The sequence below is a fragment of the Maribacter forsetii DSM 18668 genome, assembly GCF_000744105.1.
GTDB classification, from domain to species: Bacteria; Bacteroidota; Bacteroidia; order Flavobacteriales; family Flavobacteriaceae; genus Maribacter; species Maribacter forsetii.
In genome coordinates this window covers 2363817-2385571 of sequence record NZ_JQLH01000001.1, presented here as the reverse complement: position 1 = coordinate 2385571, position 21755 = coordinate 2363817, and the positions used below count along the sequence as shown (strand labels likewise).

Genomic DNA, 21755 nt, shown 5'->3' with positions numbered 1-21755 from the left:
ATGAAAAAAGTATTATCAATTTTAGTAATCGTATTAGCATTTTCTTTCAACGCAAACGCTCAAGACAAAATGATGAAGCAACCAGTTAAGAAAATTGCTTTAGAGCAAACAACTGGTGAGTTTACACAAAAATCAATTACTGTTAGCGAAGGAACTTATGTTTTTGATGTTGCGAATAACAACGTGGGTAAAGATGTTGGTTTGGTATTGGTTAAAAAAGGTATGGATGCTTCTAAACCAGAAAATCATATCCAGACGGCATATGTAACTGCCGCGGTTAAAAATAATACTGTAGGTCATTCTAAAGCTACAAAATTGGAAAAAGGAGAATATGTATATTTCTGTCCTTTGAACCCAACACCACAGTATAGTCTTATAGTTGAATAAGATGTAATTAGCTATAAATAAAAAGGGCTGTTCTTAAAGAACAGCCCTTTTTCGTTTTTATAATATCTATGGAAATAGAAAACTATTTTCTTTGATTAATCTTCTGGCGGATGCCCGTGAATATCTTCAAATACCCTATCAAAATTTTCACGTAAGTAAGCATTCAATTTCTTTTGGTAATCATCTTTCAACCAGCTTAAGAAATTATAAGTACTCTTACTTATGCATTTTCCATATACATGAATACGATTATCAATATCTTCCTTTAGCAATTTTGCTAAAGCTAGTGCATCATAAACATCTTCACTATTTTCAATACACATATAAGCATGATGTGCAATGGATCGTTCTAAAACAACTTTTGAAGATTCGCCCGCAAACGTTGCCGTTTCGTAAGTTTCTTTAATATCAAAATAAGTATCTTCTGAGTTCTTGAATTCTGCTTTTACTTCTTCGGAAAGCTCAAGTTTAAAATCACTTTCAATATCCTCATCATCCTTAATACGGTCCATGTAGAAATTGGGAGACTTGAAAATAGCTCCCCAATCTAAATCTGCACCCCATGGTCCAAAACGATAAAGGTTGTTACCTAAATCTATAACCGTAAATTTAGATTTGTTATTCAAAACCCTAGAACCCCTACCGATCATTTGATAGTAAAGAGTAAGAGATTTTGTTGCCCTATTTAAGATAATAGTATCAATAGTAGGCTCATCAAAACCTGTGGTCAATATACTTACGGATGTTAGTATAGCATCAGGTGTTTCTTTAAACCATTTTAATATTTGCTTACGCTGCTTTTTGGTAGCAGTATTATCAAGATGCATAATATTTAAACCAGCAGCTTGAAAAGTATGGTATACCTGTATAGAAGTTTCAATACCATTGTTGAAAATCAATGTCTTTTTACCTTTAGAATGTTTGGTATAAGCTTCTAATAGCTTACTTAACATTGCAGGGCTTGTATATAGATCAGCCGAAGATTTTACGGTATAATCACCATTAGACCCAATTTCAAGAGACGTAAGTCCCATATCATACTGAAATACTTCTGCCCTTGCCAAGAAATCATTGGCAATAAGATTTTCTATGGTTTCACCTGGTATAAGCTCATCATAGTTTTTGTTCATTGGTAAGTCCTTATTAGAACTTAACGGGGTTGCCGTAACACCAAGAACAAAAGAATTTTCGAAGAACTTAAAAAGTTTGGTGAAAGAATTATAGTGAGCTTCATCAATAATAACCAAACCAACATCAGAAATATCTAGTTGGTCATCGTTCAACCTATTGTTTAAGGTCTCTACCATGGCTACATAACAACTGTAACGTTCATGGTCATCAAGATTAGCCTTGCTGTTTACTACTTTATTCACAACGCCAAAACTAGTAAGCATGGCAGAAGTTTGGTTACAAAGTTCAATACGATGCGTCATTACCAAAACCTTTTTGTTGTGGTTTTTGAGGTATTGACGTACCATTTCGGAAAAAATCACTGTTTTACCACCACCGGTAGGCAATTGGTATAGAAGGTGATAATCATCTCGTTCTGAATCGAACTTGTCAAAAATTTGTTGAATTGCACCTTGTTGATAGCTGTAAAGTTCCTTGTCGGTCTTTCTATCTTGTAATTCAAAAACTGTCTCTTGCATAAAATCTTCTCTGGAGTTTACAAAGGTAACATTCTCTGCAAAACATTACTAATACATGGGTTAAAAAGGGTACCTTTTGCGACCATGTGTAACCTATATTAGCCGTAAACGTATAAATTATTGGAACATTTACATTATAAAGTGTACAAACCAGTGGGTGTGCTAAGTCAAATGACTTCTGGTGAAGACCGTCAACGTCGCAAAAAACGATTTTTGACAGAACTTCATAATTTCCCTGAGGGAATAATGCCAGTAGGTAGATTAGATGAAAAATCTGAAGGTCTATTATTAATGACCACGGATGGAAAATTAAGCGATACTATAAATAGAGCAGGTATAGAAAAAGAATATCTAGCACAGCTGGATGGTCTGATAACCACAGAAGCTATAAAAGAAATATCTGAAGGAGTAGCTATTGGCATATTCGGTAAAAAGTATATGACCAAACCATGTAATGTAATAATTCTAAACGAACCTCCTACCCTGCCCGATGCTGATGTGCAATTACGAATTGGTAGACACAGACCCACCTCATGGATACGTATTGTAATTACAGAAGGTAAGTTTCGTCAAGTGCGTAAAATGACGGCAGCCGTAGGGTTTCCAACAGTACGTTTAATACGGGTAAGAATTGGTGATATAACATTAGAAAAAATGCAACCTAATCACGTTGTGCCTATTTCAGATTTTCCACCGCTTTCTTAGGAATTCTCTTTCCTGAAAAACGGGAAAAAATAGTAAGACTCTTTTTGCTGTTTATAAAGTAGACTCCCGTTAAAAGCACAGCGGATGCAATTACAGATTGCAAAGTAATATCCTCATTTAGAAAATACCAGCCTAAAAGCATAGCTACAATTGGGTTTACATATGAGGATGTGGCCACTTTCTCTGGCGAAACTATTCGTAGCAAATAATTGAAGGCAGTAAAGGTGACAATACTACCAAAAATAATTAGTAGCAACATGGAAGTAATAACAGGCGTGCTCCAGTGAGCAGGAGATATCCATTCTTCACCAAAGAAAGTACTTATGAGTAATAATGAAATTCCGCTTGTAAGCATTTGATAACCTGTATTTACAAAGAAATTTTTAGGTAAATCTGCCTTACCAACAAACAAACTACCATAAGACCAACTTAGCATACAGATAAATATGAGTACCATACCTAAAACAGCACCTTCTTGGGCTATAATATCATCTTGACCAACTAGGAGAGAAATACCGGTAATACCCAAGATCACTCCAATAATAGACATAGGTTGTATTTTCTTGCCTTGTAAAATTCGCATCATTAGCAGAACAACCAATGGTTGTGCGGAAACTTCTAATGCAGCAAAGCCGCTGTCAACAAATTTCAGCGCCCATACAACTACTCCGTTCCCAAATGTTAGGAATAGGAAACCAGCAAGAATAGTATTCTTGAATTGCTGTTTGGTAATTTTAAGGGAGAAGCCTAAAATCTTAGATATGATAAAAATTAGACTACCGGCTGTAACAAAACGAATACCTGCCAACATAAAGGCAGGTAATTCCGTTACTGCAATTTTATTCCATAAATAGGTGGATCCCCAAATGAAATAAATGGCAAAAAATGACAATACTACCAGAACGGTGTTGCGTTGCATTTTCACCATTAAAAATATTTAGAACTAAATCTTCTTAACACGAACGGCGTTCATGCCTTTCATGCCTTTTTCTAACTCGTAAGAAACTTTGTCGTTTTCCATAATTTCATCAATAAGACCACTAACATGAACAAAGTATTTTTCATTGTTCTCTGCGTCTATGATAAAACCAAAGCCTTTTGTAGTATCAAAGAAAGAAACCTTTCCGTTTCTTACCGGATCAAATTCTTCAACATCACCTTCTTCTTTCTTAGGAATACCTAAAACGATATCTTCAGCTTCAATTTCTACTTTCATTGCTGGATCTGGCGGAGTGTCCACCAAGTTTCCATTGAAATCTACATAAGCCAATGGAATACCAGAAGTACCATTTTCCTTTGCAGCTGCTTTACGAGCAAGCATTTTTTTCTTCTTTTCTTCACGCTTCTTTAAGCGCTTTTTTTCTTTTTCAGTTTTATTAAATGTTTGTTGCGATTTTGCCATTCGTAATTTTAATGATAATAATAGATTTTGCAATAAAGGAATTGAAATACGTGTTGACGTGTATAACGAACGGTAAGTTTTTGAGTAAACTATTATTCCGTTTGTTGTAAGGTCATTGCAAGAATTATGTGCATCCCTTTAAAGTTCTACAAAGATATGATTTGTATTTCAATTATTTAGCATTAGAGGGACTCAAACTATGAAAGTTTTAAGCTACTTCCTTTTAAAATGAATATATCATCACTTTATATAGCAAAGTTTTAATGTTTTTAGCCCATTCTCCTACTCCATTATTTATAGAATAAAGGAAAATTGAAAAAGAATTGTTAAAATTAATTTTTTGATTAAAAACATAAAATACTGATTATTAGTATTTTGAATGAAAAATATAAAATTAATTTGTTAAAAATAGTACCTTTTTATGCATAGTACTGTAACAAAATAAAACATTCGTCGTCTTGTAAGTATAAGAAAATTATTAATCATCAATTAAAAATCAAATATCATGAGAACTTTCATCAGAAACACACCAACAGAAACAAGAAGAAACACTTTCTTTTCAAGTTTTAAAAACAGTAAGAGAGTACAATGGGTAGCATCAAGAAATCACACTCATTAGTAAAACATCAATCATTCATCAATCACACGGCTAATCACCGAAACTAAAAACGAACATCATGACAACATTTATCAGAAACACACCAACAGAATCTAGAAGGAATTCATTTTTTACCAATTTTAAAAACAGTAGACGAATACAATGGGTAGCGTCTAGACATCATACACACTAAGAATACCTCATTCAAAATTAAATAATTAATCAATTCGGCTAATCACCGACTAAAAAACGAACATTATGAGAACTTTTATCAGAAACACACCGACAGAATCTAGAAGGAATACATTTTTTACCAATTTTAAAAACAGTAAACGAATACAATGGGTAGCGTCTAGACATTATACACACTAAGAATACCTCATTCAAAATTAAATCATTAATCAATTCGGCTAATCACCGACTAAAAAACGAACATCATGAGAACTTTTATCAGAAACACACCGACAGAATCTAGAAGAAATACATTTTTCTCAAGTTTTAAAAACAGCAAACGCATTCAATGGGTTGCGAGTAGAAATCATACCCACTAATTTATATAAATCTAAATATGGGCTTCTATTTCAAATTGTATTTTGAATAGACACGGATAAATTAGACGGAGATTAAGTCTAAAAAAGAAAAAGGATAAAACCTGTAGGCCTTATCCTTTTTTTTCTTTTAAAATTATTGTTTTAATCTTCTAATGTAATCTCCTCTACTACTCCATTAGGGTAAGTTAACGTAGCTATATCATCACATGTAGCATCTCCAAAATCAACATTAACTGTTAATCCGTTTTTTGTTAAATCCATATCTCCTCCAGATACATAAGAGCAGATAATAGCGCTGGTTAGTGCATTATTTACAGTAACATTGTAGGTGTTCCCTTTATATTGTACTGTCCAATTCCCCGTAATACTAAACGTAGTAGTTACTTCTCCAAAAATTAGAGTAGTGGCCCTTACACCATTATCTGAAATAATAGAACCATCTTCCATCTCTGCAATCATATCACTTGTAACCTCAAAGGTTATTGCACTACTATCTATATTAGAGGTAAATGCGAACGACCTTGAACCGTTGATTTTTACGTCTCCTATGTAAAAATCATCATAACTTACAGTAAAAGAACCAGATTGATCCTCTAAATTATAAGTTACGGTAAGTTCCCCATTTACATTCTCGGTACCGTTAAGTACACAATTATTAAATGTAGCAACATAACCGGTTTCTGAATATACGGCAGAATAACAATCAAAACTGTAGGATTTACCCGTAGATTCAGCATTGGCATTTAAATTAAAAAGTGCTAAGTCAACACCATTGGTAATTTCATCAATTTCTAATACTGCTTTCAAATCTGATTGGGTCAAACTTACTTCTTCATTAACAGTATCATCATCACTACAGCTATAACCAAAAACTACAACAGTAATTAATATAATAGGCTTTTTGAATATCCATTTTAAATATTTCATTTTTTCTTATTTGTAGGTTGAACTCTTGGAACGTTCAATAATGGATTATAGTATTGATAGAAGGCATATTAACGCTGTATTTTCGATGAAATATAACTTGATTATAAAAGTTATGCGTAAAACGATTTAAATCGTATACGATATATTATATTTGATGTATGCTGGTAAAAATGAACTTAAGAGATCAAGTACGGGATTATCTGTTATCTGAAATGACAACAGGTAATCTTAAAACAGGAAAGACCATTAATTTAGCAGCATTAGCACGGCATTTAAAAGTTAGTGTTACTCCTATTAGAGAGGCTTTAACCCAATTACAACAATCCCATATTATAAAAGCCGTACCCAATAGAGGATTTATAATAGCAGAATTAGATGTAGAAGAGGCTGAAGATTTGTATGAGTTGGTTGCAAATTTAGAGGTCATGGCCATTGAAAACTCAGAGTTTACCGAAGAACATATTATTGAACTTAAGGAACAGCAAGAGGTATTTGAAAATGCCAAAGATGCTATTTCTAGAATACAGGCAGATTTGGAGTTTCATAGATTATTGACCAAAAATTACAAAAATGACTTGGCTTTAAAAATACTACATGATCTAAAGACACGTATTTTTTTTTATGAACGTGCCTTTACAAATGATGACTCCTTCTATAACAAATCTGACAATCAACATGAATCCATTATTTCAGCAATTGCAGACGATAACGTACCTACGGCTTCCCTCCTACTAAAGATGAATTGGATGTTGATTTTAAATTACGTTCAAAAGAAACTTACAGAGTAAAAACTACTCTAAATCTTGTAATAGTTCTTGTGCAGAACGGGTTACTTTAAGGTAACCATTATATGCCCATTTGCAGAAAAACACCATAGCAATCATAGTAATAGCAAATATTACATATTGTTCTGTTTTTAAACTGGTTAGAAAGACATTTTTATTGGAAATAATTTTGGATGTAACTGGTACTATAAAGAAGAGTCCAACAAAACCAATAGCTATGCCTACTTGTTGTAATTTTAAAAGTCTATTCTTAGTCTTTAAGTAAAACTTTAAATTGTCTTTATATGAGCCGTTTAAAATATCAATGTTCTTTATTGTTTTTAAGGTAGTTAGCACCATAACAGGTAGTACAATTAAAAATAACAAAGTAAGTATGCCACAAACTTGCAAATACCACGTATCTAATTTACCAAAATTTAGAATAACAAAAAATGCAATGGCAAAACAGACAAAAGCGCCTAAGGTTTCATACTTTGTAATGGTAGTGAATTTGTTTTGATATTTCTGTTTGGTCATGTCTAATATGATTTTATTCGTTAATTTTTTTTGATGATTTAGTTCATCGCTTAATTGTGTCCAGGCGGACTGTAGTTCCTCTAGTTCCATGATTATTGTTTTGTCATGTTCATTTTTAATTTCTTTTTTATTCGAGATATCTTTGTACCAACATTACTAGCACTCAAGCCTGTAATGTCTGATATTTCATTATAGCTTTTACCTTCTAATAGTAGAAAAATAAGTCCTTTTTCTAAGGTGTTTAAATGCTTTAAATGCCGATAAAGTAGTTTTAATCGCTCGTCATACGCATCATCATTAGTATCTGATTGCTTTAAAAAAACATCTGCAATGGGTACGGAATCTGGTCTTCTCTTTTTTTTCTTAATAAATGTAATTGAAGTATTCATAGCTACGCGATACATCCAAGTTGTTATTTTTGAATCGTTACGAAAGGAGTCAAAATATTTCCAAAGCTGGTAGACCACTTCTTGAAACAGGTCTTCTTGATCTTCTTTGTTTTCGGTGTAGATTGAAGTCACCTTATATAACAATGCCTGATGCTCTTGTATTAATTCAGTAAAGACTTCTTCTTTTTGCATTTATAAAAATCTATTTACCCATTAGTATGTCTTTTGTACAGTTTGTCACACTTAAAAGTAAATTCTTTTTTAAATTAAAGTAAAAACATGCTAACTCATACAACATGAGACATGTATGTGCGTTTAAGTAAAAAAATAAATATAAGGTATGCAGTTCTTAAATCCAGAAATTGAAGCGTTGACCAAGAGAAAAACCACACGAAGTTTAGTTAAGAAAGAGGTCTCATGTGGTATTTTTCAAGATGTAAAAGATATTCCGGTAGTTGACGAAGCAGTTGTACTTAAAATAGTATAACTACTATTTAAACAGAGATGCGTCTAATCCTGGAATTAGGTTTAACGCATTTTGGTAATATAGTTTTTTCAACACATCATCAGGTAGGTTCAATCCGTACATGGACCAAAATGCGTGATATTTCTTATAATAAGGAAAATACTCATCGTTGCTTTCCAATACTCTAAAGTACGTAGGGAATTCTTCTGGTTTCCAACTATCCTTACCGAACAATACCCTGTCTTGATATTTAATGAAGAATGCCCTAGCATTCTGAGGTTGTCTACCAAGCTCTGCAATTACTGCAGATATACCCACATTCATATTTGGCATTTCATCTAATAGTTCTCCTAATTTTTTAAGGTTGTTAGCATGCCAACCCATGTGAGCATTTATAAATTTGGTATTAGGATGTTTTTTGAACACGTTATGTTGTTCTTGAATAATTTGCTCGAAAGGCGCAGGGTCTGTAGCTGTACGCTTTCTTCTAGGGTGCGTTTTCAATTCTAACCAACGTTCGTTATCAGCATCCATAGCATCCCAAAAAGACTTTGGGTCAGCAGCATGAATCAATACCGGTACTTCCATTTCTGCGCATTTAGCCCAAATGGGGTCTAAACGGGGGTCATCTATTGCCAAACGATTACCGTCTGCATCTTTATTACGTAATCCTAAACTTTTAAAAATCTTTAATCCCTTAGCTCCGTTCTTAATATCTTGTTCTAATTGGGCTGCAGCCTGTTTTCCCCATTCCATATCTTTTGCTCCTTCAAAATCTACATTGGCAAAAACTACAAACCTATTAGGGTAACTTTTATTGATATTATCAATTTTCTCCTTGAGACTTTTTCCAGACCTTCCACTTAAGTTCACCATTATGGCTTCATTCATAGCATCCATATGAGAAATTAATCCGTTCAAAGTCTCGACCGACATATCTCGTTGATGGCTATGTACGTCTATAAAAGGAAATTTAGCTTTGGTTATTTCGCCACCAGGCACCACCAACGTAGATGTAGGGTTATATTCTTCAAAACCCATTTCTTGGGCTGTTATAGTAGTAGTTAGTACTAGTGTTAGTATTACAAAAATAGTATATTTTAATTTGATCATATTAGGTGTTAAGTGTGTTATTGGTTCGCTTTAGTAGATTTTGGTATTCTAGGTTTGTGTCCACATCAATCATTTGATCTGATGCATCCAGAGAAATAATTACATTGCCTTCATTGTTTAAAATTTCCTTGGCACCGAAATCTCCTTTTAATGTACTCAATTTTTCAAACAGCAATTTAGGAAACAATGCGGGTACACCCACTTTTTTATGATAGTTTGTTGCAATGATTTTTGATGGATGTTTTGTAAACTCTTCAATTAATGAATCTAAGTATACAGAACTCAATAATGGCTGGTCTGCAAGGCAAATCAAAACACCGTCCAAGCCAGGTGTTTGCTTAAGTAACACTTTAACCCCATGGGCAATACTTTCGCCCAACCCATTTTCCCAATTAGAATTTACGATTATTTCAATATTTTTTTCTTTCAAACTACACTCAGTACTAATAAATTCAGCGTTTGAACCTAGTACGACATGAATTGATGTAGCTTTAGTCTGTTGAACTGTTTTAATGGTTTCCATTAAGAAATTAGAATCTTTCCATGGCATTAACTGCTTGATGCCGTCCATTCTTCTAGAAGCACCAGCTGCCATAATAAGAACTGCTATATGTACATCTTTCTTCAATGAACAGATTTCAATTTGTCTTTCAACATAACGGGTTGTGTTTTTCTAATTACGGTCAATATTTCTGCAAGAATAGATATTGCTATTTCTTGCGGTGTTTCAGCTCCAATATTTAATCCTGCAGGACCATGAATGTTTTCAATAAAGCCTAAATCAATATCCATATCATGTTCCAATAATTCAGATAGCAATTTCTCCCTTCTTTTAATTGGTCCTAAAATTCCTAAATACGTAGGTTTACTATTTTTTAATCTCATTAAATATTTCAAGTCTTTTACATAACTATGCGTCATTAAAAGAACAGCGGTATTCTTATCTATGGTTTCAACAGGAAATTCTTCTGGTTCAAAGTCCAATAATCTATCAATACCATGAAAATCAGCAATGGATTTATTCTCTTTTGGTGTTACGGCAACGTTCACTTCCCATCCCATACCCAATCCAAAATGAGCTAGTTGAACCGCATCATGCTCACCTCCTATCAATAAAAGGCGTTGGCAAGGTTCTAATGTCTGGCAGAAGTGTAGACTATTTGTTTGTTCCTTAGTGCCGGAATTAAATGTATAGGTGTCTGAATTTAGACTCATAAATGTACCGTATCCTTCTAAATCGCCATATTCTTTTATGTAAGATGTGTTAAGCTTGAACGATTTCCTATTTTCTATAACGAATTTAAAATCGGTAATAAGAGCCTCTTCTGGTGAAAAGGATTCCAATAAGATATAAAGTAAACCTTCACAACCTAATCTGAATCTACCATCATAGGTCATTAGTTTTGTAATTCCATTCTCAAATACTGATTGTGCTTGAAACAAAACTTCTTTCTCTACACAACCACCACTAACGGCACCTATCATTACATCATCTTCACGAATAAGCATACGAACCCCAGGTTTCCGATAAGAAGAGCCATCTAAATCTACGACAGTTGCAAGCACACACTTCAAATTTGCCAATTTAGCAATGCTGTACTCCTTAATTATTTTCTTGAATTCGTGAGTCATTAACCATAGATTTTACACCTTCTAAAGTACTAAAATTAATGCATATATTCCTAAAGCCTATTCGTCTTAAAGCCAAAGAAATAAAGGCGTTTACATAATTTTAAATACCTAATTTCTCCGGCTTTAACAATCTTTAACATTTATTTTTTCATTCCTCATAATTTAAATAAACTTTGTCCGTTCTGCTAGTTGAACCTATAATTAATTAATATGAAAAATTTCTTGAAGTCCTTTAGTGTATTGTTTATGATAGCACTATTTGTTTCTTGTGGTAATGCAGATGATGATGTTAGTTTAATCCTAAATACAGGAGACGGACTAGGAGAAGGTACCGTGGTAGATGATTGTTTGGGACTAGAAGAAGGTGAACTTGTGCTATCTATACAAGATCAATACACTACACTACCTGGTAAAGTATCTGTATTTTTTAGAGTATCCGATACTGGCGGAAATCCGGTTCCTGGCTTAACGGCAGATCAATTTACCATTTATGAGCAAGGTAGAAATGACGATTGTTTTAATACGATATCTACTTCAGAATCATCGGCACGTATATCACCAAACTCACAAATTTTCTCAAATAACACATTACTAGTATTAGATTTAAGCAATAGTGTTTTGAGCAGTAGCTTAGAAGAATTAAAATTGGCTTCCACTAGTTTCATTGAAGCGGTTATGCCAGAAACAGCGAATGAATCCGTTAAAATGGCTATCTACTGGTTTGATGGGGAAGATGAATTACACTTGTTAAATGAATTGACATCTTCAAGAGTTGAACTTACTGAAGCAGTTGACGGAATAACAGATGATATCAGCAACGACCCTTCTACAGATTTATATGGTGCGGTAATAAAATCTACTGATATTGCGTCTGATTTAGTAAAAGTATCTACTGAAGGTGGTAAAATAGGTGCTGCATCTGTAGTATTGTTTACAGATGGTACAGATCAAGCTTCACGTTATACGGAGGATGCCGCTTTAAAGAAAGTAAATGAGGCAAATGCTAATATCTCTTTTTTCAGTATTGGTTTAGGAGCAGAAATAGACACTGAGGTTTTAACAGCTATAGGTAAAACAGCAAGTGTTTTTGCAACCAATAAAGATGAATTGGAAACAACGTTTAGAGATATCTCTGAAAAGGTTTCTGAAAGAGCCAATAGCTTTTACTTATTTGAGTACTGTAGCCCTAAAAGAGATGGTAGCGGAGAAAACAATTTAGCTATTGAAATCAATACCGGTTCTAGACAAGGTGCAGTGCAAACCAAGTTTAGCGCAAACGGATTTACAGGAGGTTGTGAATAGGTGATTCTCACACAAAATATAAGAAGAAGCATGAAAATGCTTCTTTTTTTTGCTCTAATATGAAATAAACAACGTATTGATAATCATCTCATTGCACTAGTAATTTACAGGGCGAAGCTCTTTCATATTAACATTTAAACATCCGTTTATCGATTTGTGCCGTATATAAAACCGATTAGACTAATATTAATTAAAAAGAACAAAATGAAAAAATTATCCTTAGTTACTATAGTATCGGTAGCACTTTTATCGTCTTGTGTTTCTAAAAAGAAATATGTTGCTTTAGAAGATAACTTATCTCAAACTCAAAGTACATTACAAAAAACACAAGTTGAGAAAGAAGAGCTACAAGCTCAAATGACAAAAATTGAAGCTCGTGTAGAAGAGTACAATTCAAAAATCAACTCATTAAAAGAGATGAACGATAGCCAGTTCACAAGTGTTGATGATGTTGCCGTTATGAGTAACAATACAAAAGCTAAGATGAGAAATACATTGAAAAATGTTGATCCTGCAAAATTAGCCGGTGCAAAAACATTACAAGATTCAATGAACTTGGCTGTTTCTTATAAATTGAAACAATCAATTTCTGATGAAGGTGAAGATATTGATGTAAGCATTGATAAGACTGTAGTAATGATCAATATTTCTGATGAACTATTGTTTAATACTGCAAGTTATAGAGTAAGTAACAAAGCTGATAATATTCTTAAAAAATTAGCTGATGTAATTAAGTCAGAGCCAAGTATGGAAGTTATGGTTGAAGGTCATACAGATTCTAGAACAATCAACACTCCAATGGTTACTGATAACTGGGATCTAAGTGTAAAACGTGCTACATCTATTGTACGTAAATTACAGAAAGAGTATGATGTTGACCCTTCTCAACTTATCGCTTCTGGTAGAAGTAGCTACTTACCTTTAGTAGAAAACGATACTAAAGAAAACATGGCGATGAACAGAAGAACAAAAATTATCATCTTACCTAACTTAGATAAGTTTTTTGCTCTTTTAGACGCAGAAGATACTATGTAAGAATTAAAGTTCTAAATACAGAAAAAGGGAAGCAATTGCTTCCCTTTTTTTATGCTTAAAAATTAAATTTATTATCTGAATATCATTGCATTTGGTACTTGAATCTGAGGTTTATTAAGGTCTACTAAGAATCCGTTAATTATCGCGTAAGCTATAACTCCGTCTTTTTCTAAGAAGAAAGTCGGGTTGATTCCCGGCATTAAATTCAATTCTGGAACTTTATATTTTTCTCCAATTAAATGAACAGGGTAAGGTGAGTTAATATTTTTAGCAGGGAACGATGATAAACGTAAATAACCATATCCTTGTTTTAGTACTTCGGTAAAATTTAATCCTTGTACATCGTTAAAGTTATTTAAAGTCTTTGGGTACACTTTTGCTTGTTTGATTGTATAACCAGTAGCATCTAACGTTTCGTAACCATAATACGTTGATAAATCACCTTGATCTAAAATTCTACTACTATACCAGAAAGAGTTATGGTCAGGGTAATCAACTTCAATCTGATTCATACCTATATCTATTTTATAGGTATTACCCATAAGTTCGTAGTTTACGCCAACAATTTTTAAATCGAATAGCTTTCTATCATTCTCCGGAATTTTCTCGTATTCATCAATATCGATAGCTTCATAAGACTTTTGAGCGATAGTATAAATGGCAGATAAAATAGACGTGTAATTCAGTTTTCTAATTTCTTGCTTTTCAACATCCTCTGGAAATCCGCCAGACTCAATAAGAATGGTACTTGTCCCCCATTTTTGAATATTATCCCCAAAAGCTCTTGGCTCAAAATCATCATTATATCTACCTACTTGCCCGGGAGCATATTTTTGAAGAATATCGTTCATAAAAACAATAATCTTCATGGCATTACCACGAGTTTCATTAATATCTTTTTCATAATTATAAGCAGGAGCTAGATAAGAGATTGTAGCTGGTTTTTCAGTGCGTTCCGCATTATAATACGTGCTTTGATCATGAAGATTGAATCCGAAATCAGCATCAAGACTATCTCTAACTCTTTTCAAGGTTTGAGATTCTGGGGACTGTAAACGCAGCGCATCCCTATTAATATCTATCCCTAACAAATTTCTACGTTGGTAAAGTTCGGCTCCATCAGGATTCAGCATTGGTAAAAAATGTACCGTTAAATTGGCAAGAATAGCTTCTTTTTCTTTTTTAAAATCAGGACTATCAAAGAAATTAAGAATATCAAAAATAGCTTGTGTAGCCGTTGGTTCATCGCCATGCATTTGAGACCAAAGAAAAACATCGGTTTCACCTTTGCCAATGCTTATCAAGCTTAAATCTTTGCCACCAATAGATTTACCGACCGTATGTACTTTAAACTTGCTATTAGCAGAAAGGTTATCTATAAGCGGTTGAATATCTGTTCTTTTAATACGTCGTTTACCAATAGAACCTTCTTTGTAATTCTCATAAGTGTCGTACAACTGAGTGGTAATATTATCTGATTGCCCAATTGCAGATAATGTGCATAAGCTTAGTATGGAGAGTAATAATTTTTTCATTTATAGTTCTTCTATTATATTGCTATTTTGTTTTTGGTAACTCTTTAAAATTCAATTTCTTAACCGCATTCCTGACCTTACCCATGAACTCGGTTCCCGGATCGGTTTTCACAGTTCTATAACCTTCATCTATTTCTAACCAAAGTGGGTGATTTTCAAAAAGGGTGTATTCATAATGCCCGATTAAATAATCGATATCATACTTATCTTTCAAATACTTTACCAACCAAATATTAGATTTCAACTGTGCTTTGGTCAAAGGTAGCTCTTCAGTACCACCAACATTCTCCACTCCAATGGCGCAATGATTTAAACCAATGACATGGCGCGCCATGGTAGTTTCTGGTAGTAACTTATATATAGTACCATCTCTATCTACCATAAATTGAGAAGATACATTTAAGCCGCTTACATTTTTAATATCTGGTCTCCAATTAGGTAAGGTTACCGGGTCAAAGGCTTCAAATGATTTTTCGAAAGTGGGAATGACCGTCCAATGTAAAACAATCATTTTAGGTTCAATTTCCGGAGAATCTTGCTCCAAACCATATCTATTTTGTAGATATTCTAAGGTCAATATTTTACGCTCCTCATTAAACGTAATGGGATGCTCCACAATAGTTTTGGAGGAAGAACAAGCAGTTAAAATACAAATGAATAAAAGGTAAATAATATGATGTTTCATTCTTCAATAATTTCTAAGCTATCCTTAGGAACAGCGTATGATATGGTAATTTTACGTCTACCCCATTCCTTGGCTTTCTTTACATCTTCTCCCATGTAAATATCAATACGGTTGCGCCAACGAGAATGCATTTTATCTTTTACCAAAAATATACCATCAAAGGTATCTATCTTCACCATGGTATTATAGCTTAATCCTTTCTTTAATAAATCTCTAGAAACAGCAATCCATTTTTGACCAGGTTTAATAGAATCTCCCCATGCAGTAATAGCAGAGTGTTCATAAGACGTTTGATATGGCAGGGAGTTATATGCAGTTGCGGTAACATTAATAGGAACCCAATTATATTTATCATCCATAGGTTTCTCTGAACAGCTTAAAGCTATTATCAAGATTATTATAATAGATGATCTTTTTATCATACCTACTAATGTAGCTTATTTTCTAAAATTAAAAGATCCGTCTTACTTTCTTTCCAAGCTTTTTCTAAATATTCTGGTACAGGCGTAAAAGAAAAAGTAAGTGAACTTAAAACGATATCTTCATCACCATCAGCATCAAAATCGGCAGCATCCATTAAGAACCACCTACCCATTTTTATATCGTTAAAGTGCTGCTGCTTAAATTGATATTGCTCGGTGTTGATGTTCTCTAAATACACGAAATTATATTCAGGATGGTTTTCATAGTCAGGAAAGGTAGCTAAGAGAGCCAAATCTAAATCACCATCTTGATCAAAATCGTTTGCTATTAATCGTGTTGCGCCATTTAAAGGATGAAAATAGGTTTCTGTAAAATTATTTTCGCCGTCGTTTATATGAATACGCATACCGTGGTAAGGTTTGTTTACAAAGGACTTATCGGCATTATCACCGTTTATGGTAATGATATCATCATATCCGTCACCATTATAATCTACTAATTCAAACCAACTTGAACCGTAAACCGGACTAAAACGTATTACTTTCTCTGTTGTAAATTCTAAGTTATCTTCTTGATATAAAATGTAAATAGCCTCATCACCTTGCGACAACATGACCACTAAATCATCTTTGCCATCTTTATTCATATCCTTAGGTATTACCCTTAATGCACCTGGTAAATCTAAAAGCGTTCTTTCTTTATAAAAACCGAAACTATCTTTTTGTAGTAAGGTCAGTTTGCCTTTTAGGTCTCCAAACTCACTAATGACAATTTCTTCATTTCCGTCATTGTTCAAATCAGAATAGATGGTATGTACAGGTCTGTGTAATGAATCTTGAAGAACAGCGGTAGCGTTACCATGCCTTAATACAGATTGCCCTCTAGGAATTTCATTAGGGTCCATCTTCCCCATATTTGTTACATAAATACTATCCTTCAGTATTCTAGCATCAATAATGGCAGAATTAAAATCTCCTAATAATTTAGAGGTTTTTGTATTAAGGTTAAACTCGTTTAACTGTCCGTTACGAGTACCTGTAATTATATTTTTTGAATCGTCTTCTATTTTTATATACGTAATTAAGCTGCCTCCTATACTATCAAGACTAATTGGTAAGGGGTTAAATTGAGATAGCGGTGTACTTTCTGTAATGGCATTGTCATTATTTAAACTATCTGGTGCAAGCTGAATAATATACTTTTGTAATAAATCCCAGTTCTCTAATGGTATCAATGGTTTTGAAGGATATACACCTGTTTTTATTACAGCAATCTGTTCATGAAATGGTAATTTGTAGTAGGGATGTTTTTCTGGAGTAATAATACCCATTCTAGCTCCCATTTCTGGTAAAACATAATCTTGCCAAATATTTTTAGGCAAAGATTGAATATCTGGAGCCACATGGCAGTTAGCGCAATAGCTATTATAAAGAACAACTTCTCTAGAAGGCTTCTCCGTATTACACGAAAAAAGCGAACACAATAAAATGAAGTAAAGGCAAGACTTAAAATCCATTAGAATTAAATAGTGTTATTAAAATTGGAATTGAAAAATGGAAGATACCCATACGTAAATAATCTAGCAAGATATAAATGCTTGCTTTTCTTTAAATTTGTAGGGCTATGACAAAAGAAAAGAAACCAGATAATGTAGTTTTCAATGAAGATACTCAAGAGTATCATGGTAAACTATCCCCTTTTGCAACAGGAGTATCGGCTCCAAAAATCACTCCTCCAGACGTAACTTCTTGGAAGAATACACATATTGTAAGTGCCAATAATCAGTTTAAGGCAGAATATGAAGCATTACAAGAATCGTATAAAAAACTGATGGATAATTTTGAATACAATAATCTGGTATACAGTGCGAAATTTAGCTTTGAGCCAATTGTTGGTAAAGAATACCATTTGTATAAAGCAAAAGATGAAAGCACATTTCTATCATTGATTTTACCTCAAGAATGTAACTTTGACTATGTTGGTAGTTTTAAGCTTACATCTGATAAAACGTGGGAGAAATTGTAGTAACTCAGATAAGTTGAACAGTATATGTCAAAGTAGAATTTGAACACATTTTAATTTTATAAAGAAGACCATAAATAATGAAGAAAACAAAACTGCTTTTAGGCATTGTATTAGTAGGTATTATTGCCGCTGCATATTTCAACTACCCAAAACTAAATCTAATTTCTGGCTATGCTTCTAAAAACATGGCCTCTAGTGTTTTTATTGCTGATAGAGATGCTGATGACATTACTCTAAACGATAATAACATGCCGTTGATCAAATTAGCGGATTCTAAGGTGTCAGATGAAAACAAATCTGCAACGGCTAAGGTATATGGTCTTATGCCTAGAACAGCAGTTTATAAGGAAGGAATTGGTGCAGTACTGACTAACAAGCAGTATTCTAAACATAATTTCGATATTATTCCCAATAGATTTATTGTGAAAGATACATTGCCTTTCCCCTATGGAAATAGCGGAGTGATTGATACTATTTTAGAAAATGTAGCCTACGATAAATTAGAAGTAGCATTCGAAAATGCTTTTAAAGATCCAGAACAAAAAACAAGATCTCTTTTAGTTGTTCATAAAAATCAAATTATTGGGGAGCGTTACATTCGCGGGTTTACGAAGGATACCAAAATTCTTGGGTGGTCAATGACCAAAAGCATTTTATCTACGCTTTATGGTATTTTAGAATATCAAGATAAAATTGATATGGAGTACAAGCCATTTTCTGAAGAGATCGGCATGAAGAGTCCGAAAATGAATATAACATTGAATCACCTTTTACGTATGCAAAGCGGATTGGAATGGGATGAGAACTATTTTAAAATTTCCGATGTTACTCGAATGCTATTCTTGGATTCGGACATGACTTTGTCTCAACGTAATAAAAGTATAATAGCCCAGCCAACAGAAATTTGGAACTACTCTTCTGGTACCACAAATTTGCTGTCTGGTATTCTAAGAGAGCAGTTCATCTCCCATCAAGAATATTTAGATTTTCCGTATAAAGAACTGATCGATAAAATAGGAATGAACTCCATGCTCTTGGAGACGGATTTATCTGGTAACTATATTTTGTCTTCATACGGATGGGCAACTACCAGAGATTGGGCAAAATTTGGACTGTTGTATCTGAATGAGGGAGATTGGAACGGTAACCGTATATTTTCAGAATCCTGGTCAGACTATGTAGCAAAACCTACAATCCATTCTAACGGAACTTATGGAGCACATTTTTGGCTGAATGCCGAAGGAAAGTACGAAGACATTCCTAAAGACTTGTATTCTGTAAACGGATTTCAAGGGCAACGCATCTTTATAATACCCTCAAAAGATCTTGTGGTCGTCAGAACCGGACTAAAAGAACAGACCGATGAACAATTTAACACCCTATTAAAAGAAATAATAGCTTCAATTCGATAAAAGGGGCAAAATTTTAACCTTTTCAATACAATACCACATTTTTGAACATGTTCACAACAGAATTCTCTTGTTTGGCAACAATAGTTTCAAAGAACTCTAAATGATATATACATTTACAGTGTTATTAAAAACAAATTAAAAATTTTTCATTTTCATATAGTGTTCTCGTAAAAGAGTCTGATCTTCAATGATCGGACTCTTTTTAGTTTAGGGCGTTTTTTAGTTTTTAGTTTTCAGTTTTCAGTTTTCAGTATTCAGTATTCAGTATTCAGTAGGCAGTATCAGTTTTCAGGTAAAAAAGTATGAAGTAAAAAGTACTAAGTATTAAGTACTACTTAATTGATTCCGAAACGCTTCGCGTTCAAACAATCTCTTTAAGCCTTTAGCCTTTAGCCTTTAGCCAACAGCCAACAGCCAACAGCCAACAGCCAACAGCCAACAGCTATATTAAGGTAGCCAATTATCCTTACCAAAATTAGGTTTACGTTTCTCTAAGAAAGCGTTTCTACCTTCTTTTGCTTCTTCGGTCATATAGGCTAGTCTGGTTGCTTCACCGGCAAATACTTGTTGACCCACCATTCCATCATCTGTTAAGTTCATAGAAAACTTCAACATTTTTATAGAAGTTGGTGATTTCTCCAAAACCTCTTGTGCCCATTGAAAAGCGGTGTCTTCTAACTCATCATGAGGTATTACGGCATTTACCATACCCATATCAAAAGCATCTTGTGCAGAATAGTTTCTGCCTAAAAAGAAAATCTCACGTGCTTTTTTCTGTCCCACCATTTTAGCTAGGTACGCAGATCCATATCCACCATCAAAACTGGTAACATCGGCATCGGTTTGTTTAAAAATAGCATGTTCTTTACTAGCTAAAGTCATGTCGCAAACCACATGCAAACTGTGTCCGCCACCAACGGCCCAACCCGGTACTACGCAGATGACTACTTTCGGCATAAAACGAATCATACGTTGTACTTCAAGTATATTTAAACGGTGCTGACCATCTTGACCAACATACCCCTTTTCTCCCCTAGCCTTTTGATCACCACCAGAACAAAAAGACCATATTCCGTCTTTAGTAGAAGGTCCTTCCGCAGAAAGTAAAACTACTCCAATAGAAGTATCTTCTTGAGCATCGTAAAAAGCTTTAATTAACTCACTTGTCGTATGTGGTCTAAAAGCATTACGCACATTAGGTCGGTTGAAAGCAATACGCGCTACACCGTCACATTTTTTATACGTAATATCATCAAATTCTATAGCTGTTTTCCAATTGGGTGATTTCATAATTTCTAACAATTCTATTATCGTATAAAGATAAGGGTTCAAAGTATACCTGTCCAAATTTGAAGATGCTGTTAAAGAACCTAACATGTAGTAATTAACCCAATCGAGTTAGTTATCGATTTCTTTGAAACAGTAGATATGCTCAATTACTGCTATGTTTACGGCACAAACAACAAAATGTTTCATGAAACAATCCCTTTTTACTTTTATAAAATCGCTTCGTGAATTTTTAGCGGATAAATTAAACCAATACAACACAACATTACCCTATGTTATTACAGTAATAATTGCTTTGGTCATCGTTGTTGGCGGAATTAATTTATTTGTAGAATTGACAGAAACCTTAAAGACAGAAACCCTTGCCACTTATGACACGGCAATTACAGATTATGTAATTTCTTATCGTACACCCAGTTTAACATCTTACTTTAAATTTATGACCTATGTTGGTGATGTGTATGGATATTTAATAGTACTAGGGGTATTTCTCTTAATCTCACTTTTAGTCTTTAAACGCTGGAAATACGTGGTACAGGCAACATTGATATTAGCTTTGGCTACCATTTCTAATATGGTATTGAAAAGATTTATTGACCGTGCAAGACCAGGTATTGAACATTTAGTTTCTGTAGAAACGTTGAGTTATCCTAGCGGTCATGCAATGAGCGCGATGGCATTCTACGGATTTCTTATTTTTCTGGTCACCAAGTTCAATATTCAGAAAGTGATGAAATATATATTGATGATCGCCTTAACAGTTATTATTTTAAGCATTGGAATAAGTAGGATTTATTTGGGAGTCCATTTTCCTTCGGATATAGCAGGCGGCTTCATTGCCGGGTTCATTTGGGTAGTCTTTTGTGTACTTGTCTTTGATTTGATACAATTGTTTAGGCGCGATCCAAAAACATAAGCAGCATAAAGTTTT

The 21755-nt window shown here is 33.8% G+C and carries 23 protein-coding genes; 9 read left to right on the top strand and 14 right to left on the bottom strand.

Translation table 11 applies throughout. From position 1 onward, the window contains the following. Positions 1–387: a hypothetical protein gene (locus P177_RS10040; RefSeq protein WP_036154402.1), complete on the top strand. Its 387-nt coding sequence runs from the start codon at positions 1–3 to the stop codon at positions 385–387. A gap of 95 nt (positions 388–482) precedes the next feature. On the opposite strand, the gene P177_RS10035 is transcribed toward P177_RS10040, so the two are convergent. Beyond that, a complete protein-coding gene (locus P177_RS10035) occupies positions 483–2036 on the bottom strand; it encodes a DEAD/DEAH box helicase (RefSeq protein WP_036154400.1) in 1554 nt (517 codons plus the stop codon). Positions 2037–2156: 120 nt separating this feature from the next. Between P177_RS10035 and P177_RS10030 the strand changes: the two genes are divergently transcribed. After that, a complete protein-coding gene (locus tag P177_RS10030; RefSeq protein ID WP_036154399.1) occupies positions 2157–2741 on the top strand; it encodes a pseudouridine synthase in 585 nt (194 codons plus the stop codon). On the opposite strand, the gene P177_RS10025 is transcribed toward P177_RS10030, so the two are convergent. From P177_RS10025 to P177_RS10015, 3 genes are all read right to left on the bottom strand, one after another. After that, the gene (locus tag P177_RS10025) at positions 2713–3660 is read right to left on the bottom strand and encodes an EamA family transporter (protein WP_394330703.1); all 948 of its coding nucleotides are present in this window, start codon (positions 3658–3660) and stop codon (positions 2713–2715) included. The genes P177_RS10030 and P177_RS10025 overlap by 29 nt on opposite strands. Positions 3661–3684: 24 nt before the next feature. Further along, positions 3685–4143 (bottom strand): cold-shock protein, encoded by a 459-nt coding sequence (locus tag P177_RS10020; protein WP_036154395.1) that lies wholly within the window; start codon positions 4141–4143, stop codon positions 3685–3687. A 1290-nt stretch (positions 4144–5433) separates the two neighbouring features. Continuing rightward, positions 5434–6219: a hypothetical protein gene (locus P177_RS10015; protein ID WP_036154393.1), complete on the bottom strand. Its 786-nt coding sequence runs from the start codon at positions 6217–6219 to the stop codon at positions 5434–5436. Between the two features lie 170 nt (positions 6220–6389). On the opposite strand from P177_RS10015, the gene P177_RS10010 reads away from it, so the two are divergent. Continuing rightward, positions 6390–7007: a GntR family transcriptional regulator gene (locus P177_RS10010; RefSeq protein WP_245233023.1), complete on the top strand. Its 618-nt coding sequence runs from the start codon at positions 6390–6392 to the stop codon at positions 7005–7007. Positions 7008–7010: 3 nt separating this feature from the next. Here P177_RS10010 and P177_RS10005 read toward each other — a convergent pair whose 3' ends face one another. Both P177_RS10005 and P177_RS10000 read right to left on the bottom strand, forming a co-directional pair. Beyond that, on the bottom strand, positions 7011–7610 hold the full coding sequence (locus tag P177_RS10005) for a hypothetical protein (RefSeq protein WP_036154390.1): 600 nt from the start codon (positions 7608–7610) through the stop codon (positions 7011–7013). A 2-nt stretch (positions 7611–7612) separates the two neighbouring features. Next, a complete protein-coding gene (locus tag P177_RS10000) occupies positions 7613–8101 on the bottom strand; it encodes an RNA polymerase sigma factor (protein WP_036154388.1) in 489 nt (162 codons plus the stop codon). Between the two features lie 148 nt (positions 8102–8249). Between P177_RS10000 and P177_RS20210 the strand changes: the two genes are divergently transcribed. Next, positions 8250–8396: a hypothetical protein gene (locus P177_RS20210; protein ID WP_167333107.1), complete on the top strand. Its 147-nt coding sequence runs from the start codon at positions 8250–8252 to the stop codon at positions 8394–8396. Positions 8397–8399: 3 nt separating this feature from the next. Here the strand turns inward: P177_RS20210 and P177_RS09995 are convergent, their stop codons facing one another. Genes P177_RS09995 through P177_RS09985 form a run of 3 tightly spaced genes read right to left on the bottom strand, consistent with a single transcriptional unit; the run spans position 8400 to position 11120 of the window. Continuing rightward, on the bottom strand, positions 8400–9488 hold the full coding sequence (locus P177_RS09995) for an amidohydrolase family protein (protein ID WP_036154386.1): 1089 nt from the start codon (positions 9486–9488) through the stop codon (positions 8400–8402). 1 nt (position 9489) lies between these two features. Further along, positions 9490–10116, bottom strand: a complete 627-nt coding sequence (locus P177_RS09990) for a nucleotidyltransferase family protein (RefSeq protein WP_036154384.1) — start codon at positions 10114–10116, stop codon at positions 9490–9492. Continuing rightward, the gene (locus P177_RS09985; protein ID WP_036154383.1) at positions 10113–11120 is read right to left on the bottom strand and encodes an XdhC family protein; all 1008 of its coding nucleotides are present in this window, start codon (positions 11118–11120) and stop codon (positions 10113–10115) included. Before P177_RS09985 ends, P177_RS09990 begins: the two co-directional genes overlap by 4 nt. 210 nt (positions 11121–11330) lie before the next feature. Between P177_RS09985 and P177_RS09980 the strand changes: the two genes are divergently transcribed. Continuing rightward, positions 11331–12422: a vWA domain-containing protein gene (locus tag P177_RS09980; protein WP_036154381.1), complete on the top strand. Its 1092-nt coding sequence runs from the start codon at positions 11331–11333 to the stop codon at positions 12420–12422. A 204-nt stretch (positions 12423–12626) separates the two neighbouring features. Continuing rightward, entirely contained in the window at positions 12627–13457 is an 831-nt protein-coding gene (locus tag P177_RS09975) for an OmpA/MotB family protein (protein ID WP_036154378.1), read from the top strand. A 71-nt stretch (positions 13458–13528) separates the two neighbouring features. On the opposite strand, the gene P177_RS09970 is transcribed toward P177_RS09975, so the two are convergent. From P177_RS09970 to P177_RS09955, 4 genes are read right to left on the bottom strand one after another with little or no spacing between them, the layout of a single operon-like run. Continuing rightward, positions 13529–14992, bottom strand: coding sequence for a M14 family metallopeptidase (locus P177_RS09970; protein ID WP_036154376.1), 1464 nt, complete (start codon positions 14990–14992; stop codon positions 13529–13531). 22 nt (positions 14993–15014) lie between these two features. Continuing rightward, a complete protein-coding gene (locus P177_RS09965; RefSeq protein WP_036154374.1) occupies positions 15015–15677 on the bottom strand; it encodes a peptidoglycan recognition protein family protein in 663 nt (220 codons plus the stop codon). Then, complete coding sequence (locus tag P177_RS09960) at positions 15674–16099, bottom strand: 3D domain-containing protein (protein ID WP_036154372.1); 426 nt, start codon at positions 16097–16099, stop codon at positions 15674–15676. The genes P177_RS09965 and P177_RS09960 overlap by 4 nt, the downstream gene beginning before the upstream one ends. Positions 16100–16104: 5 nt before the next feature. After that, positions 16105–17616: an FG-GAP repeat domain-containing protein gene (locus P177_RS09955; protein ID WP_084684663.1), complete on the bottom strand. Its 1512-nt coding sequence runs from the start codon at positions 17614–17616 to the stop codon at positions 16105–16107. Between the two features lie 107 nt (positions 17617–17723). On the opposite strand from P177_RS09955, the gene P177_RS09950 reads away from it, so the two are divergent. Both P177_RS09950 and P177_RS09945 read left to right on the top strand, forming a co-directional pair. After that, positions 17724–18125, top strand: coding sequence for a DUF2452 domain-containing protein (locus tag P177_RS09950; RefSeq protein WP_036154368.1), 402 nt, complete (start codon positions 17724–17726; stop codon positions 18123–18125). A gap of 77 nt (positions 18126–18202) precedes the next feature. After that, the gene (locus P177_RS09945; RefSeq protein ID WP_036154365.1) at positions 18203–19537 is read left to right on the top strand and encodes a serine hydrolase domain-containing protein; all 1335 of its coding nucleotides are present in this window, start codon (positions 18203–18205) and stop codon (positions 19535–19537) included. 447 nt (positions 19538–19984) lie between these two features. On the opposite strand, the gene P177_RS09940 is transcribed toward P177_RS09945, so the two are convergent. After that, entirely contained in the window at positions 19985–20827 is an 843-nt protein-coding gene (locus P177_RS09940; RefSeq protein WP_036158183.1) for a 1,4-dihydroxy-2-naphthoyl-CoA synthase, read from the bottom strand. A gap of 184 nt (positions 20828–21011) precedes the next feature. Between P177_RS09940 and P177_RS09935 the strand changes: the two genes are divergently transcribed. Continuing rightward, a complete protein-coding gene (locus tag P177_RS09935; RefSeq protein ID WP_036158180.1) occupies positions 21012–21740 on the top strand; it encodes a phosphatase PAP2 family protein in 729 nt (242 codons plus the stop codon). Positions 21741–21755: the final 15 nt, after the last annotated feature.

Bases quoted from the DNA above. Each gene is read 5' to 3' on its own strand.
- P177_RS10040 (WP_036154402.1), top strand. From the start codon at position 1: ATGAAAAAAGTATTATCAATTTTAGTAATCGTATTAGCATTTTCTTTC.
- P177_RS10035 (WP_036154400.1), bottom strand. From the start codon at position 2,036: ATGCAAGAGACAGTTTTTGAATTACAAGATAGAAAGACCGACAAGGAA.
- P177_RS10025 (WP_394330703.1), bottom strand. From the start codon at position 3,660: ATGCAACGCAACACCGTTCTGGTAGTATTGTCATTTTTTGCCATTTAT.
- P177_RS10020 (WP_036154395.1), bottom strand. From the start codon at position 4,143: ATGGCAAAATCGCAACAAACATTTAATAAAACTGAAAAAGAAAAAAAG.
- P177_RS10015 (WP_036154393.1), bottom strand. From the start codon at position 6,219: ATGAAATATTTAAAATGGATATTCAAAAAGCCTATTATATTAATTACT.
- P177_RS10010 (WP_245233023.1), top strand. From the start codon at position 6,390: ATGAACTTAAGAGATCAAGTACGGGATTATCTGTTATCTGAAATGACA.
- P177_RS10005 (WP_036154390.1), bottom strand. From the start codon at position 7,610: ATGGAACTAGAGGAACTACAGTCCGCCTGGACACAATTAAGCGATGAA.
- P177_RS10000 (WP_036154388.1), bottom strand. From the start codon at position 8,101: ATGCAAAAAGAAGAAGTCTTTACTGAATTAATACAAGAGCATCAGGCA.
- P177_RS20210 (WP_167333107.1), top strand. From the start codon at position 8,250: ATGCAGTTCTTAAATCCAGAAATTGAAGCGTTGACCAAGAGAAAAACC.
- P177_RS09995 (WP_036154386.1), bottom strand. From the start codon at position 9,488: ATGATCAAATTAAAATATACTATTTTTGTAATACTAACACTAGTACTA.
- P177_RS09985 (WP_036154383.1), bottom strand. From the start codon at position 11,120: ATGACTCACGAATTCAAGAAAATAATTAAGGAGTACAGCATTGCTAAA.
- P177_RS09980 (WP_036154381.1), top strand. From the start codon at position 11,331: ATGAAAAATTTCTTGAAGTCCTTTAGTGTATTGTTTATGATAGCACTA.
- P177_RS09975 (WP_036154378.1), top strand. From the start codon at position 12,627: ATGAAAAAATTATCCTTAGTTACTATAGTATCGGTAGCACTTTTATCG.
- P177_RS09970 (WP_036154376.1), bottom strand. From the start codon at position 14,992: ATGAAAAAATTATTACTCTCCATACTAAGCTTATGCACATTATCTGCA.
- P177_RS09965 (WP_036154374.1), bottom strand. From the start codon at position 15,677: ATGAAACATCATATTATTTACCTTTTATTCATTTGTATTTTAACTGCT.
- P177_RS09960 (WP_036154372.1), bottom strand. From the start codon at position 16,099: ATGATAAAAAGATCATCTATTATAATAATCTTGATAATAGCTTTAAGC.
- P177_RS09955 (WP_084684663.1), bottom strand. From the start codon at position 17,616: ATGGATTTTAAGTCTTGCCTTTACTTCATTTTATTGTGTTCGCTTTTT.
- P177_RS09950 (WP_036154368.1), top strand. From the start codon at position 17,724: ATGACAAAAGAAAAGAAACCAGATAATGTAGTTTTCAATGAAGATACT.
- P177_RS09945 (WP_036154365.1), top strand. From the start codon at position 18,203: ATGAAGAAAACAAAACTGCTTTTAGGCATTGTATTAGTAGGTATTATT.
- P177_RS09940 (WP_036158183.1), bottom strand. From the start codon at position 20,827: ATGAAATCACCCAATTGGAAAACAGCTATAGAATTTGATGATATTACG.
- P177_RS09935 (WP_036158180.1), top strand. From the start codon at position 21,012: ATGAAACAATCCCTTTTTACTTTTATAAAATCGCTTCGTGAATTTTTA.